Genomic DNA, 14,745 nt, shown 5'->3' with positions numbered 1-14,745 from the left:
TTACAATACATTAGCAGCAAGTAAATATTATTTGCAATCCTTGACAAAAACAAACCTTTATAGGAGACAAAAATTTGTCGCAATTAAACATTGCTTAAACTGTCACTCGGAATCGCTTATCTTACTGCTATTACCTTATATTTTGCCGAATCTGCGATCGCGGTTGACAATCTACACAAAACACTGAAATCTCCGACCTTTGACAAGCCTAAATGCTTGGTTTTGAAGTAGTTTTACTAATGAGAATAGCGGCTATGGCTATCAAACTACCTCTTTCATCTCCAGGTTTCCATTTGAGATTCGCAACCGTAATTAACTTTCTGCTCTGGATTTAGAGGAGATCGATTCAGTTCAACATTGGGCTTGTATTGCAAGTTTTGCTCCCTTATGGACTTTGCCACACTTAAGGCGATCGCAGCTATGCCAAGGCACTCGCGTGCTTGAGTCTATTTACGTTACATCACAAAAATAAACTGAAGCCGAAATTTCTGTCCTCAGTCCAAAGTAGGAGTTGTATTTACTGTCAAAAAATTGACGGCGATCGCCACGATCGTTCATACAACACTACCTGCATATTCTATCAAACTCAGCAATTATTTACAATAGTTTACATAAAATTGAGAGGGCGATCGCCAAATATTTTCTCTATATTTTATTGACTAATTTCAGCACACAATTTATTACTTTTATAACTATAGATAGATGTAGTCAGTTATCAGTTATCAGCAAACAGGGTGTAGGGAATGGGTAATTGGTAATTGGTAGTTGTCCCCCTTGTCCCCCTTGTCCCCCTTGTCCCCCTTGTCCCCTTGTCCCCCTTGTCCCCCTTGTCCCCCTTGTCCCCCTTGTCCCCCTTGTCTCCCTTGTCCCCTTGTCCCCCTTGTCCCCTTGTCCCTACTCCCTGCTCCCTACTATTACAGAATTTAAAGTTATGTAGCCTTTTACTGAAGTGGATTCGGACTCTACGGTAAACTAAGCCTTGATTATGAGTCTATGCCAACATAAAACGCTCGTTGGAGTCTTAATTTCCATGTCTCATACCGTTAAAATCTACGATACCTGTATCGGCTGCACTCAGTGCGTGCGGGCTTGCCCGACAGACGTGCTAGAGATGGTTCCTTGGGATGGCTGCAAAGCCGCTCAAATCGCTTCCTCTCCCCGCACGGAAGACTGTGTAGGCTGCAAGCGCTGTGAAACAGCTTGTCCCACCGACTTTTTAAGCATTCGCGTATACCTCGGTGCGGAAACCACTCGCAGCATGGGTCTAGCTTACTAGAGTTTGATTTAAATTCTCTAGAAGCTAGAAATAAAAAAACAACATTTTGATAGCTAGTACCATTAGACGATTGCCTTTTTTAGCTGCGTGTAACAATCCAGCTGCTTTCGGGAGGGGGGAGAACACAAGCCACCCTCTTTTTTTGATGAGGGAGCAGGGAAAAGAGAGCTGAGGAGGCTGAGGAGGCTGAGGGAGCTGAGGAAGACAAGGGGGAGGGGGGAGACAAGGAAGACAAGGGAGAGGGGGGAGACAAGGAAGACAAGGGAGAGGGGGGAGACAAGGAAGACAAGGGAGAGGGGGGAGACAAGGAAGACAAGGGAGAGGGGGGAGACAAGGAAGACAAGGGAGAGGGGGAGACAAGGAAGACAAGGGAGAGGGGGAGACAAGGGAGAAAAAACTACCAACTACCAATTACCACTAATAACTGATAACTATCAACTAAGTAATACTGCTTAATTCTTGCAGGAGCAACACCTGTATGACATAAGTCATCAATTATAGAATAGAGAAATTATTTGTCGATTCAAACTAACCCCGATAGATTAACTTATAAAATCCAAAGAATAGAAGGAGTGAAACATGTGCGGAATTGTAGGCTATATCGGTACTCAAGCAGCAACCGGAATTTTACTGGCGGGTTTAGAAAAGCTAGAGTATCGGGGCTACGATTCTGCCGGAATTGCTACGGTGTGGGAAGGCGAGATTCACCGCGTCCGTGCTAAGGGTAAGTTACGCAACCTCCAATCAAAACTTAACGGACAAGAAATTCCTGGTTTAGTCGGAATCGGACATACACGCTGGGCAACCCACGGAAAACCGGAGGAACACAACGCTCACCCACATTTAGATACTTCAAAACGGGTAGCTGTAGTGCAAAACGGTATTATCGAAAATTATCGAGAGCTACGAGAAGAATTAAAACAGCTGAACTATGAGTTTGTAACTGAGACTGATACTGAAGTTATTCCCAATTTGGTAGCGGAATGTCTGAACCAAATGCGGCAGAGTGGCGAAACTGAAAAATTCTACTCTCCTTTGACGGAAGCAGTGCGGCGAGTCGTGAATCGGTTGGAGGGAGCATTCGCGATCGTGCTTTTGTGTGCCGATTATCCCGATGAAATTGTGGTGGCGCGACAACAAGCGCCCTTGGTGCTTGGTTTCGGGCAAGGGGAGTTTTTCTGTGCTTCAGATATCCCGGCGATTTTACCCTATACTCACGCGATCGTACCGTTGGAAAACGGAGAAATGGCGACTCTGACGCCTTTGGGAATTGAAATTTACAACTTTGCGGGCGATCGCCTTAAAAAACATCCCCATTTGCTCAGCGGTACTGCTGTCACAATGGAGAAACAAGGCTTCCGTCACTTCATGCTCAAAGAAATTTACGAGCAATCGAGTGTCGTGCGGATGGTTTTAGAAACTTACATTAGCAACGATTGGACTGCTGCATCTACCACCAGTCCGATTAATTTGAGCTTACCAGCAGAGTTCTACACCGACTTGGAACAAGTTCAAATTGTGGCGTGCGGTACGAGTTGGCACGCTAGCTTGGTGGGTAAGTATTTACTGGAGCAGTTAGCACAAATTCCCACACAGGTACACTATGCTTCAGAGTTCCGTTACGCGCCGCCGCCTCTGATGCCGAATACGTTGATTGTGGGCGTGACGCAATCTGGTGAAACGGCTGATACGCTGTCGGCGATCGCTATGGATAAGCAACGCCGTGCCGAAAAAACGCCACAATTTCGTCCTCGTCTGTTGGGAATTACCAACCGAATGCAAAGTTCGCTAGCTCGACTAGTAGACTACACGATTGACATTCAGGCTGGAATTGAAATTGGCGTAGCCGCGACAAAAACTTTTATTGCCCAGTTGGTTGCTTTTTATTGCCTCGCCCTCGATCTGGCGTATCGCCGCCAAACTCTATCAGCGACTCAACTAGAGCAAATCATCGGGCAACTGTGGCAACTCCCAGCCCAGATCGAGTCAATTTTGGAACAGCAAGAGCGACAAATTGAAGAACTCGCCCATGAGTTTACCGAGACGCAAGATTTTATTTTCATCGGACGGGGAATTAATTATCCGATCGCGCTGGAAGGGGCGCTGAAATTGAAGGAAATTAGTTACATTCACGCGGAAGGCTATCCAGCGGGAGAGATGAAACACGGACCGATCGCTTTGTTGGATGCCAAAGTCCCTGTCGTGGCGATCGCTATGCCTGGTAGCGTCTATGAAAAAGTTCTTTCTAACGTACAGGAAGCTAAAGCCCGCGACTCGCGCTTAATTGGCGTTGCTCCCATGCACGACGAACACGCCAAGGAAATATTTGACGATACACTCCCCGTCCCAGTTGTGGATGAAATCCTTTCTCCCATTCTCTCTGTAATTCCATTACAGCTACTTGCCTATCACATTGCTGCAAGGCGTGGCTTGGACGTGGATCAACCCCGTAATTTGGCTAAGTCCGTTACCGTAGAATAAAACTTTGAAAAAAGTCGATTTGTGTAAGATATAAATCGACTTCTGAATTTGTCACTATGAAATTAATTCTCGTTCCAAAGTTTGCTCGATCGCCTGTAAAGATTGCTGATTGACCTGCAAACACTTCCATCCTCTATTTGCAGTGATAGTAAAAATTAAACCTCCCTCTCTCAAAGCACTGAGTACTTGCCGCGCTGTATTTTTGTTAATGGCAACTTTTTGAGCAATAGTTTCTACCGTCATCGGTTCTTCACCGCTACAACAGTCAAGTATTTCTAAAGCTAATTGATAAGGTTGAGCTAAATATGGTCGCACAACCTGTTGAAATGGTTGCGGTAAACAGTGACGAAACCAAAGAATAAATTTTGTTGCTGTTTGAATTTTTTCTACACTTTTTTGATTCACTTGCTCTGGTTATCAGTTATCAGTTATCAGTTATTAGTTATCAGTGAGTATTTACAACTAGACCATCTACAAGCAGCAATGCTTTTGTTACTCAGAAACCGTTTCAATGGCTAGCCACTGGTCACTGGTCACTGAATTGCTCCCTTTTAGGGACAACTTCATCCCTTAGAGGGATATAAGAATTCTATGACTGATGCGAATATCAGTGTATCTACCGAAGGACGGGTAATTGACTGATTATCTCTCACCCGATTTCAGTAAATGTTCGGTGGACTTTGTAATTTATATTGAATTGACTGCGACAAAAACTGTTTTTTCAGGTAATTTTTTAAACTGTTGAGATCGAACTGGTTGAGGTTAAATATGAGTCTAATTCAAGTCGCCTTGGTTGAAGACCACACTCTTACCCGCTTAGGAATGCGGACTGCTCTAGAACAGACTCAGAAAGTAAAAGTGGTTGGCGATGCTGCTAATGCCCATGATGGGTTACAATTGCTGCAAACGACTAAGCCAGACGTGGCGATCGTTGATGTAGGCTTGCCAGATATGGATGGAATTGAATTAACTCGTAAATTCCGCGAGTTTCAAAGTCAAACGCCAGACTGCAAGACTAGAGTTTTGATCCTGACTTTAAACGATCGCGAAGATACTGTTTTAGCTGCTTTTACGGCTGGAGCAGACTCTTACTGTATGAAAGATACCAGTATAGATCAATTGGTCGAAGCGATAGAAGCGACCTACGGCGGTGAAAACTGGATTGATTCGTCAATTGCCCGGATCGTGTTGAAAGAAGTCCGTCCGGTTGGTGCTAAGCCAACGGTGGCGATCGATGCCATAGAGCCAGAATACACTCAAATGCTGGCAGCGACTCCCCTCACCGATCGCGAACTCGACGTGTTAGCGCTGATTGTGGCGGGGCATAGTAATTATGACATTGCCGATAAACTCTACATTACAGTTGGCACTGTCAAAACTCACGTCCGTAATATTCTCAATAAGTTATGCGTCAACGACCGGACGCAGGCGGCTGTACGCGCCCTCAGAGCTGGGTTGGTAGCATAATTTATCCAGAAATGTTATGACGTGTAGAGACGTTACATGTAACGTCTCTACACGTCATGTCTCTATATGTAATAAGTTTCTTGTTTAAAAGGTCTGAAGCCGCGATTGAGGTAGTTGGGCATGGCGGCTGGGTGATCTAAAGTGCAGGTATGCAGCCATATATAATTTTCGGTCAAATCCCAAGCTCGTTCGATCGCTACAGTGAGTAGGTGTTTGCCCAATCCCCGCCCTAAAAATTCGTCGAGAATACCAAAATAAGCAATTTCTACCGATTTATCTTCGTGTTGTTTTAATTCAAAAAATCCGGCTGGCGCACTCATAGAATACAGAACCCAAATAGAAATGTTGGGTTGTTTGAGATGATTTTTAATTTGAATATCTGTCCAGTTGAGGCGATCGCACCAATGGTATTTACGTCCAACTTCCGTGTAAAGATAGCGATAAAAGGAAGCCGGACATTCAACGACCTGATGAATTTGCAGGCGATCGCTTTCTATTTTGGCAGGTTTTAATTCGTCTGCCGCTGTCATTTTTAAATAGGTACGGGTGACTTCAATTTCTTTTATCATTGGTCGATGAACGGACTTAAATAATTGTAAACGAGAACCCAGCAAGATATTATAAAAGTTATAAACTATATTACATTTTTTAAATGAATTGTATGGGGCAAGTTATAAAATCCACCGACGTGATATTTTCAAATAGATTTATAGCAGTTTTCAGTCACATGAGGTACACAGATCTGTAGGGGGCGCTTTCTCTGTGCGCCCCTACAAATGTAATGCATTAGCATGGGAATTACTATATACAGGTATTAAATACGAGTCTTTGACATCGTTGGCAAAAAATAGTGAAAGTCATATCTTGAAAAGTTTTTTCTTTGTCGGTGGCGTGCTACTAATTCTTTTTGGTTATTTTGGTTTAAACTATTCTGGCTTTTGTTTCGCAGAAATGCGCTACCTAAGTAACGAAGAAAAAATTAGAGCAGTATTCGATCTCCAAAATAGCCGAGATACATTACCTCTGGACAATGCCCCAGATCCCAAGCACGTCAAGGATAAAAGCTTTGATGGATATAATCTCGCTCACATCAAGTATAAAAGCTTCGATGAGCATATAGCATTGTATCCAGAATGCTGTTCCGTTAATCCTGGCGGCGGTTATGAAGTTCCTCCTGTAAATTTTCTCGATCGCATTTTTGGATATGATTCGGGCGATGTTGTAGTGATTAATTTTCAAGTACGTTATTTAGAGGAAAATGGTTCGCTCAAAACAGTAGAAAATCGCTTTGATAACTACTTGCAAAACTGTGATAAACCTCAATGATAATTTCCTCTCTATTAGTCGATTAGTCACCGATAACTGTTAACGGATATAGCAATTCTCGATTGCGTGCGTGACATCTGTAGGGGCGCACAGAGAAAGCGCCCCTACAGATCGATCGTGTGTTTTACCCAATCGAAAACCGCTATAACCAATTATCGTTTCTTGGTCGATTTAGCCGATCGCGATTTTGTGGCTGCACCGTTTTGTGGTGTTTGTCGTTGGTTGGCAGCTTGAGTAAGCAGAGATTCAGCAAAGGCGATCGCATCTTGGGCAGATTTACCACCAGCGAGATTTGCTAATTCCTCCCGCCGCGTATCAAAATTATCCAGAGCTGCAACTCTCACAACCGTCCTAATTTCTCCCGATCCCGGTACGGGCGGGTTTGTCTGAATTGTTTGTTTGTCCCCAGGCGTGTCTGATAAACCCGCCCCTACGACTCCCGACTCCGGTACGGGCGGGTTTGCCGGGATTGTTTGTTTGTCCCCAGGCGTGTCTGATAAACCCGCCCCTACAATAACTTGCTTATCTACCCGAAAATGACGATCTGCCATTGCTGCAACTAAGGGTTGGTGGGTGACGCACAACACTTGGTGACGTTGGCTGAGGTGGTGAAGTTTATCGGCGATCGCTTGGGCGACTCTTCCCGATACGCCAACATCAATTTCATCAAATATCAGCGTTCCCGATGCTTCGGCTTGGGAAAAACAGGCTTTCAGGGCGAGTAAAAATCGACTCATTTCACCCCCAGAGGCGATCGCAATTAAGGGTTGTAATGGTTCGCCAGGATTGGGGCTAAACAGAAAAGAAATTTGGTTGTTTCCGGTGGCTGTAGGGACTGTAGAGGCTATTTCTACCTGAAATTGAACTTTTTCCATCGCCAAGGGTTTGAGTTCTGCAAGAATCTGTGCTTCGAGTTTGGCGGCGGCTTGCTGGCGCAGTTGGGTGAGTCGATCGCATTCCTGCAACAGTCGATCCAGATATTTTCGTTCCTGTTGTTCCAAGGCTTCAATCGATTGTTCGCTGTCGTTGAGTTCGGCGAGTTCTGTTTGAATTTTTTGGTAGTAGGCGATCGCTTCTGGGAGAGTACCGTATTTGCGGCACACGAGTTTCAATTCGCGAATGCGGGATTCAACGATTTCTAGCCGCTGCGGATCGGATTCTAAACTTTCTCCATAAGCACCGATCTGCCGTCCTGCTTCCGTGACTGCTGCTAGTGCTTCGCCCACTAAATCGAGGATTGGTTGTAGCTGGATGTCATATTGCACCATATCTGTCAGCGTAGCTTCCGCGTCTGCTAGCAAGTCGGCGCTGGCTTGTCCGTCATTCTCATTTTGATAGAGGACTTGATAGACTTTGTAACTCGACTGTTGTAGTTCTACAACATGGCTGAGGCGTTGGCGTTCCTGTTCCAGTTGTTCTAGTTCGTCTGGTTCGCCCAAACTAGCTGTTTCTAATTCTTTGACTTGATAAGTTAGTAAGTCAATTTGTTGCAACCGCTGGCGATCGGACTGTCGCCGTTTTTCTAAATTAGTTTTAACTTCTTGGTATGCGGTATAGGCAGTTGCGACAACTTCCCGTTGTTGAAAGTGACTTGTACCACCATATAAATCTAGCCATTCTCGTACTTGGGCTGCTTGTCCTACTTGTACGGCTTGCCCTTGGGCAGTAATTTCTACCAAGCGATCGCGTAGTTGTGCCATTTGCTGGCGGTTGACGAGTACCCCATTGACTCGCGATCGGCTGCGGAGGCTATTTTGAGCTACGGTTAACTCGCGACTGCATATTAAGGAATTATCGTCAAGTAGTTCGATTTCTTCTGTAATTAGCCAGTCAGCCAAATCTTTATCCAATCGAAATGTCGCTTCAATCAAGGCGCGATTGGTTCCCGTGCGGATAGCGCGACTATTGACTTTTCCACCCAAAGCTGCATCGATCGCATCCAAAATAATCGATTTACCAGCACCAGTTTCGCCTGTGAGGACATTCAGACCAGTGCCGAATTCCAACTCCAGCTGGTCAATTAAAGCAAAGTTTTCAATCTGGAGGGAGATTAACATGAAGGGCTATATCGTGAGGGCGATCGCATACTTGCCACCTCATGAATTTTAGCCAAGATTGGCAGGGGATTAATAGATCGAGTGGTAATTGGTAGTTGGTAGTTGGTGGTTAAAGGTGGGCTGCTAACTTCTGTTACGATAAGTTGCAAATTACAATACGAGTCGAGGAGTGTTGGACGACCTTTGACAAATCTCATCTGGCACAAGTCAATATTGCACGTTTGCTCTTTTGACTTCTCACTTTTAACTTTTGACTTTAATTTAAATGGAAGTCGCTCAGTTAGTTACTGTCTTAATTATCCTGTTACTGGTTGCGACTGGCGTGGCTTTACTATCTCGTTGGTTGCGAATGCCTTACGTTGCAGGTTTAGTATTAGCTGGTTTAGCTATTACCCAACTTTTACCTCAACGTATTGGTTTAGATGCCTCTCTAGTTTTGAATTTGTTTTTGCCAATTCTCCTGTTTGAGGCAGCTATCAACACTGATATTAGCCGTCTGCGTAACACTGTTAAACCGATTGCTCTCCTAGCAGGACCGGGAGTCGTTATCGCTGCTGGAATTATAGCACTAGTGCTGAAATTCGGACTGGGATTGACTTGGATACCAGCGTTACTAGTTGGAGTGATTTTGGCAAACACGGATACTGTTTCTGTGATTGCCGTCTTCAAAGAAGTGCCAGTACCCTCTCGACTATCCACAATTGTTGAGGGGGAAACTTTATTTAATGATATCCTCACGCTGGTTTTATTTAACTTAGTTTTGAATGTCAATACTACTGGCTCATTCTCAGTTTTGGGTGGATTGCAACAACTTTTTGTGGCGATCGCCGGCAGTATTTTAGTAGGGTTAGGATTGGGCTATTTAAGTACGGGTAGCACGGGTTTGCTAGCTCGATTAGACGATCCACTCAGTAGCATCTTACTAACAGTAGCAGTAGCACTAGGAACCTTTCAAATCGGTCAGGTTTTGGGAGTTTCTGGTGGAGTGGCTGTAGTTGTTGCAGGATTAATTTTCGGCACGATTGGGCTTGCTAGTCATGTATCGGCTTCTAATAAATTAACTTTGTTAAGTTTTTGGGAATGCGCTAGTTTTGCTGTTAACAGCTTCATTTTTCTGCTTATCGGCATAGAAATTGACTTGATAACTCTCTGGCAAACCCTACCTGCCGTATTGCTAGCAGTTTTTGCTTGCCAAGTGGCACGTATTATCTCTGTTTATGGACTGTTAGCTTTAGTGCGTTGGTTCGACCGTCCGGTTCCGTGGCGCTGGCAGCACGTTTTATTTTTCGGTAACATCAAAGGATCGCTGTCAATGGCGCTTGCCCTCAGTTTACCAAGTGCATTGGCAGAGAGATCGCAGTTGATTACTTTGGTATTTGGTACGGTTTTGCTGTCTCTAATTGGGCAAGGTTTGAGTTTACCTTGGTTAGTCAAACGTTTACATTTGTCCCCTTTATCCACTTCTCGTCAACAGACTGAACAATTACAAGCACAGTTGATGACGGCTAAAGCAGCACAAGATGAATTAGATAATTTGTTGAGGTCAGGAGTATTACCAAAAGCTGTTTATGAAGAGATGCGATCGGCTTATCAGGTAAGAGTAGCAGGGGCAGAAAAAGCCTTGCGAGAAATCTACAATCGCCGCCCAAATGAGTTAGACGCTACTGTAGGTAATCTCACTAAATTCGATGCTATTCGTCGTCGCTTATTATTAGCAGAAAAAGGAGCGCTGAACGATGCAATCCGCAAGCAAATTCTTTCAGAAGAGATTGCGCGATCGCGCTTGCAAAAGCTTGACGAACAACTACTAAGCCTAGAAGACGATTGACAGTTATCAGGGAGCAGTAAGACTTTACTTCTAATTTTGTTAGCTGATTGTATTTCGCTATTTATTGTTATCTGATTTTATGACTTTACCTGGACTAATAAAAGAAATGCCTTGATGGTAGCCGCTACCAATCATAACTGCTTCAATAATAGGTTCAGAAATTTCTGTTTGAGCTATCCATTCCACAAGAAATTTAGCTCCCGATCCTCCACTCGTATCGGTTGTATCAATGACAAAATCTGTAGAAGCTAGAGCATCAATTTGAATTGGTTGCTCTAAATATTGCCTGACTAACTTTCCATTTGTATCGTAGTAGCGAACAAAGGTAATGACAATAGGATTTGCCAAATCGGTATTACGAATACTAAGGGTAGCTGCTAAATTAAAAGTCTTTTTCCCATCATCGTGATAGATATGAGAGTAGACAGGAACGTAGACAGTTTTACCTGCTACTCTTTTAAAGTTTTCATCTACATTTACTACTTGTTGAGATGAAGCTTTCTGTGGAGAATTAGCTTGTTGCGACGGACTTGGTGACGTACAGGAATACAGAAAAAAAACAGATACAAGTAAGCAAAATAATGGATATATTCTCATGAAAATTAGTTACCGACAACCTTCGATAAAATCGATGACTTGATGTAGCGAGCCTGGTTTCGTCACGATTAATACAGTTGAATCCGGTTCTAGTATTGTACTACCATTAGGTATGACTAAATCTTCATGAGGGTGGGCTTGATAACCAATAATTAAAGAGCCTGTGGGAAATCTTCGATCCTGAGCAATTTCGGCAACGCTACGACCGACAACGTAGCAATTATTAGGAAGTGCGAGTTTCAATACTTCAATTTGTCCCTGCTCGAAATGCATCATCGATTCCACTTGGGGATACTCGATCGCATTTACCATTGTAGAGACTGCCAGCTCTACAGTACTAATAATATGATTAGCTCCAGCAAGACGTAGCGGTTCGGCAAAATCGCGGTGACGCATCCGCGCCAAAATATGAGAGACTCCGTAGTGCTTGGCAAGAGTGACCATTGCTAAATTTAAAGCATCCTGACGGAGGACAGCAGCCACAGAGTCAGCTTTGCGAATCCCTGCTTCTAACAACACTTCTGTATTGACTGCACTCCCTTCAAAAGCCATCACCCCCACTTGTTCGCGGGCATAACGACAGGCATTAGGATCGCAATCAATAATTGCAACCGTATGCCCTAACTCTACAAGCTTTTGTGCCAAATTTAGCCCAACTAAGCCCGCGCCGCCAATAAGTATATACATTGCTATACCAAGCTAGCTTTAATTTACAGGCTAGCAGAAATGTTGTATGCCATTAGTCATTCGTTATTTTTGATTGTCAGAGCAAATGTCACGCAAAAACGCTAAGGCGCTAAGAGTACTTTTGCGTCTTTGCGTCTTTGCGCGATCGAAAATAAAGATGGGTAAGAACGGGTATCCTCAACAGCAAACCACCGATAGAATCTCCAAAACTTGCCCGTCATCAGTAGGATTACTTTACTGAACTAAAAAGCGATAATGATGACGTTGGTGCAGTGCGATCGCTATCGGAGTGATAGCAAATTTCTATCTTAAGTCCGGTAGCCTTCGGGTATTGCGACAACTTTTTAGGTAACAAATTGTTACAATAGTTAGCAAACTCACGCCCAAGCGTCACCAAATTCATGAATGTGAAGCAGGTTTCCCCAAATCCTCAGCAGTTGGACAGCCAAACAGGGAACAGTTACGTAGAAGTAACGACAGATAGCCCCGTGACTAGCACAGATGTTGTGCCAAGACACGCTACAGAAATTGGACACAGCTCGATCGAGCCGGAATTTGCATTAAGATACGAACCGGAAGCGATCGCTGCATATTACAGTCGTCGTCCTTTTCAGGTTATTGGGAGAATTTTTGCGGTTCTGCTGCCCTGTTTTTCCTTTGCTTTTGGTTTGTGGTGGGATAAGCAATGGGGACGCAGCTTAAAAATGCAGCAGCGTAGGGCAGTTCAGTTAAGAGAATTGTTGACGCAACTTGGTCCAGCTTATATCAAAATCGGTCAAGCTCTTTCTACTCGCCCCGATTTAGTTCCACCTGGATATTTAGAGGAACTAACACAACTGCAAGATCAGCTACCACCTTTTGATAATGCGATCGCCTACCGTTTTATTCAAGAGGAATTGGGGCAAACTCCCGAAGAAATTTATGCCGAACTGTCTGCCAATCCGATTGCTGCTGCTTCTTTAGGGCAAGTGTATAAGGGTAAGCTAAAGACTGGGGAAGATGTGGCGGTGAAGGTACAGCGCCCAGACTTACGCGATCGCATTACTATTGACTTATATATCATTCGTCGTCTGGCAGCTTGGGCAAACAAAACTTTTAAGCGCATCCGCAGTAACTTAGTCGATATTCTCGACGAGTTTGGATATCGCATTTTTGAAGAAATGGACTACGTTCAGGAGGGCGAAAACGCCGAACGTTTTACCGAATACTACGGATATTTACCAGATATTTACGTCCCCAAAATCTATTGGCAATACACCCAGCGCCGAGTCTTGACGATGGAGTGGATTACCGGAACGAAGCTGACGCAGGTAGAAGCGATTCGCGCCCAAGGAATAGATGCCCAACACATCATTGAAGTTGGGGTGCAGTGTTCGCTGCGTCAGCTATTGGAAAACGGATTTTTCCACGCCGATCCTCACCCAGGGAATTTACTTGCTACGCCCGATGGGAAGTTGGCATATTTAGACTTTGGCATGATGAGCGAGATCAAGCCAGCCCAAAGGTACGGATTGATTGAAGCGATCGTCCACTTGGTAAATCGTGATTTTGACTCTTTAGCACAGGACTATGTGAAACTGGAGTTTTTGACTCCAGATACAGATTTAACACCCATCGTCCCTGCTTTTGCTAAGGTATTTAACGCCGCCTTGGGTGCTAGCGTATCGGAATTAAATATTAAAAGTATTACTGACGAACTGTCGAATTTAATGTACGAATATCCTTTCCGCGTCCCAGCATATTACGCTTTGATCATTCGCTCTCTGGTGACGTTAGAAGGAATTGCCATTCGGATCGAACCTGATTTTAAAGTTCTCAGTGCCGCTTATCCTTACGTTGCAAAGCGTTTGTTGATCGATCCCGCGCCAGAGTTGCGCGCATCATTAAAAGATTTGCTGTTTAAAGAAGGGACGTTCCGCTGGAATCGCTTAGAAAACTTGTTACGCAATGCCCGTGGCAATCAGGACTATGACTTTAATATTGTCTTGAATCAAATGATTGATTTTCTCTCATCCGAACGCGGGGCTTTTATTCGCGATCGCCTGGTAGATGAGATCGTTAAGAGTGTAGATGCTGTGAGTCGAAATACCTTACACGCCGTCACATCCAGGCTGCGAGATACATTCGATCGCGTTCCCTTGGGAAATCGTTTGGCAATGGCAATTCATGAAACTCCAGGTGCTTCTTCCGAGCAACAGCAAACTTTGGAGCATATTAAGCGTATTTGGGGAATTTTACAAGAAACTCGTGGTTTCGACCCGGCACAATTAATTCCGCAATTAACACAGGTGTTGACAAAACCAGAGACTCAAAAGATTGGGCAGCAACTCGCCAGCCAGTTAACGCAAAAGGCGATCGCCCGTTTGTTGCGGGAATTATTAATTACACCAGAAGATAATTACAGCAACGGTTATAAACCAGATGCGCGCGATCGGCTAGTGTTACCACCCGCAAAGGTTTAAAAACAAGGTGGGCATTGCCCACCTTATGACTTACGACTTACGACTTACCCAGGTTCATCTTCCTCTTGTTCTCGCCTCACATTCGTTTCCAAAGCCTGAATTTGTTCTCGTCTAGCTTCCACTTCTAACGCCCGTCGAGATAACTCTTGCGTCTGTAAAGTTAGGGTTTGTCGCCATTTTTCTGCCCGTTCCATTTCTTGTTGCAAAAATAATGGAGTAATGCCACTAGTGAGATAGGTTTGGACTAATTCAATCACCCAATCCGTAGCATTGTGAAGGCTGTAAACTTGGCAGCAATCAGGCGAGAGTTCTGCTAATACCAACAAACCCTCAGCCAGGGTAAAAGGACAGCGATCGCCAATCGTAGTTTCCACATCGAGAATAGCGCTGCGATCGCTTACCAATACCCAAGTATGTTCTGCTTCCTGACTTGCCAGCAATTTTAAGCCTAACTTACCAGAGATACCGTACTTGATAATTTGAGCGAGGTAGAACATCGTGAGTGGTGAGTGGTGAGTGAAGAAAGGGTGTGGGGTATGGGGTGTGGGATGTCGGTGGTTGGTA

At 44.3% G+C, this 14,745-nt stretch carries 12 protein-coding genes; 6 read left to right on the top strand and 6 right to left on the bottom strand.

Annotated features, from left to right (window positions below):
• Positions 1–1,030 precede the first annotated feature (1,030 nt).
• Positions 1,031–1,276, top strand: coding sequence for a photosystem I iron-sulfur center protein PsaC (gene psaC / locus M5J74_RS04145; protein ID WP_012411495.1), 246 nt, complete (start codon positions 1,031–1,033; stop codon positions 1,274–1,276).
• A gap of 579 nt (positions 1,277–1,855) precedes the next feature.
• Complete coding sequence (glmS, locus tag M5J74_RS04140) at positions 1,856–3,757, top strand: glutamine--fructose-6-phosphate transaminase (isomerizing) (protein ID WP_015152873.1); 1,902 nt, start codon at positions 1,856–1,858, stop codon at positions 3,755–3,757.
• A gap of 54 nt (positions 3,758–3,811) precedes the next feature.
• Here the strand turns inward: glmS and M5J74_RS04135 are convergent, their stop codons facing one another.
• Positions 3,812–4,162, bottom strand: a complete 351-nt coding sequence (locus tag M5J74_RS04135; RefSeq protein WP_015152872.1) for a helix-turn-helix domain-containing protein — start codon at positions 4,160–4,162, stop codon at positions 3,812–3,814.
• A 363-nt stretch (positions 4,163–4,525) separates the two neighbouring features.
• Here M5J74_RS04135 and M5J74_RS04130 point away from each other — a divergent pair, with 363 nt between their 5' ends.
• On the top strand, positions 4,526–5,224 hold the full coding sequence (locus tag M5J74_RS04130; RefSeq protein WP_015152871.1) for a response regulator transcription factor: 699 nt from the start codon (positions 4,526–4,528) through the stop codon (positions 5,222–5,224).
• A 62-nt stretch (positions 5,225–5,286) separates the two neighbouring features.
• On the opposite strand, the gene M5J74_RS04125 is transcribed toward M5J74_RS04130, so the two are convergent.
• Entirely contained in the window at positions 5,287–5,793 is a 507-nt protein-coding gene (locus M5J74_RS04125) for a GNAT family N-acetyltransferase (protein ID WP_106218145.1), read from the bottom strand.
• Between the two features lie 193 nt (positions 5,794–5,986).
• Between M5J74_RS04125 and M5J74_RS04120 the strand changes: the two genes are divergently transcribed.
• Complete coding sequence (locus M5J74_RS04120) at positions 5,987–6,550, top strand: hypothetical protein (RefSeq protein ID WP_250015492.1); 564 nt, start codon at positions 5,987–5,989, stop codon at positions 6,548–6,550.
• 152 nt (positions 6,551–6,702) lie between these two features.
• On the opposite strand, the gene recN is transcribed toward M5J74_RS04120, so the two are convergent.
• The gene (gene recN, locus M5J74_RS04115) at positions 6,703–8,607 is read right to left on the bottom strand and encodes a DNA repair protein RecN (RefSeq protein WP_015152868.1); all 1,905 of its coding nucleotides are present in this window, start codon (positions 8,605–8,607) and stop codon (positions 6,703–6,705) included.
• A 265-nt stretch (positions 8,608–8,872) separates the two neighbouring features.
• On the opposite strand from recN, the gene M5J74_RS04110 reads away from it, so the two are divergent.
• Positions 8,873–10,435 carry a sodium:proton antiporter gene (locus M5J74_RS04110; protein WP_106218147.1) on the top strand — a complete coding sequence of 521 codons (1,563 nt, stop codon included), beginning with the start codon at positions 8,873–8,875 and terminating at the stop codon, positions 10,433–10,435.
• A gap of 57 nt (positions 10,436–10,492) precedes the next feature.
• Here M5J74_RS04110 and M5J74_RS04105 read toward each other — a convergent pair whose 3' ends face one another.
• Complete coding sequence (locus M5J74_RS04105; RefSeq protein ID WP_250015490.1) at positions 10,493–11,032, bottom strand: DUF3124 domain-containing protein; 540 nt, start codon at positions 11,030–11,032, stop codon at positions 10,493–10,495.
• A gap of 9 nt (positions 11,033–11,041) precedes the next feature.
• Positions 11,042–11,719, bottom strand: coding sequence for a TrkA family potassium uptake protein (locus M5J74_RS04100; protein WP_015152865.1), 678 nt, complete (start codon positions 11,717–11,719; stop codon positions 11,042–11,044).
• 401 nt (positions 11,720–12,120) lie between these two features.
• On the opposite strand from M5J74_RS04100, the gene M5J74_RS04095 reads away from it, so the two are divergent.
• A complete protein-coding gene (locus M5J74_RS04095) occupies positions 12,121–14,181 on the top strand; it encodes an AarF/ABC1/UbiB kinase family protein (RefSeq protein ID WP_250015488.1) in 2,061 nt (686 codons plus the stop codon).
• Between the two features lie 44 nt (positions 14,182–14,225).
• Here the strand turns inward: M5J74_RS04095 and M5J74_RS04090 are convergent, their stop codons facing one another.
• On the bottom strand, positions 14,226–14,678 hold the full coding sequence (locus tag M5J74_RS04090) for a hypothetical protein (protein WP_250015486.1): 453 nt from the start codon (positions 14,676–14,678) through the stop codon (positions 14,226–14,228).
• Positions 14,679–14,745: the final 67 nt, after the last annotated feature.

The sequence above is a fragment of the Chroococcidiopsis sp. CCNUC1 genome, from assembly GCF_023546805.1.
Taxonomy (GTDB): domain Bacteria; phylum Cyanobacteriota; class Cyanobacteriia; order Cyanobacteriales; family Chroococcidiopsidaceae; genus Chroococcidiopsis; species Chroococcidiopsis thermalis.
Note: the sequence above shows the minus strand (reverse complement) of the source record. Positions and strands in the feature narration are given on the sequence as shown.

Excerpts from the sequence above, each read along its gene's own strand:
- M5J74_RS04100 (WP_015152865.1), bottom strand. The coding sequence starts at position 11,719 with ATGTATATACTTATTGGCGGCGCGGGCTTAGTTGGGCTAAATTTGGCA.
- recN (WP_015152868.1), bottom strand. The coding sequence starts at position 8,607 with ATGTTAATCTCCCTCCAGATTGAAAACTTTGCTTTAATTGACCAGCTG.
- glmS (WP_015152873.1), top strand. The coding sequence starts at position 1,856 with ATGTGCGGAATTGTAGGCTATATCGGTACTCAAGCAGCAACCGGAATT.
- M5J74_RS04110 (WP_106218147.1), top strand. The coding sequence starts at position 8,873 with ATGGAAGTCGCTCAGTTAGTTACTGTCTTAATTATCCTGTTACTGGTT.
- M5J74_RS04090 (WP_250015486.1), bottom strand. The coding sequence starts at position 14,678 with ATGTTCTACCTCGCTCAAATTATCAAGTACGGTATCTCTGGTAAGTTA.
- M5J74_RS04130 (WP_015152871.1), top strand. The coding sequence starts at position 4,526 with ATGAGTCTAATTCAAGTCGCCTTGGTTGAAGACCACACTCTTACCCGC.
- M5J74_RS04095 (WP_250015488.1), top strand. The coding sequence starts at position 12,121 with ATGAATGTGAAGCAGGTTTCCCCAAATCCTCAGCAGTTGGACAGCCAA.
- psaC (WP_012411495.1), top strand. The coding sequence starts at position 1,031 with ATGTCTCATACCGTTAAAATCTACGATACCTGTATCGGCTGCACTCAG.
- M5J74_RS04125 (WP_106218145.1), bottom strand. The coding sequence starts at position 5,793 with ATGATAAAAGAAATTGAAGTCACCCGTACCTATTTAAAAATGACAGCG.
- M5J74_RS04105 (WP_250015490.1), bottom strand. The coding sequence starts at position 11,032 with ATGAGAATATATCCATTATTTTGCTTACTTGTATCTGTTTTTTTTCTG.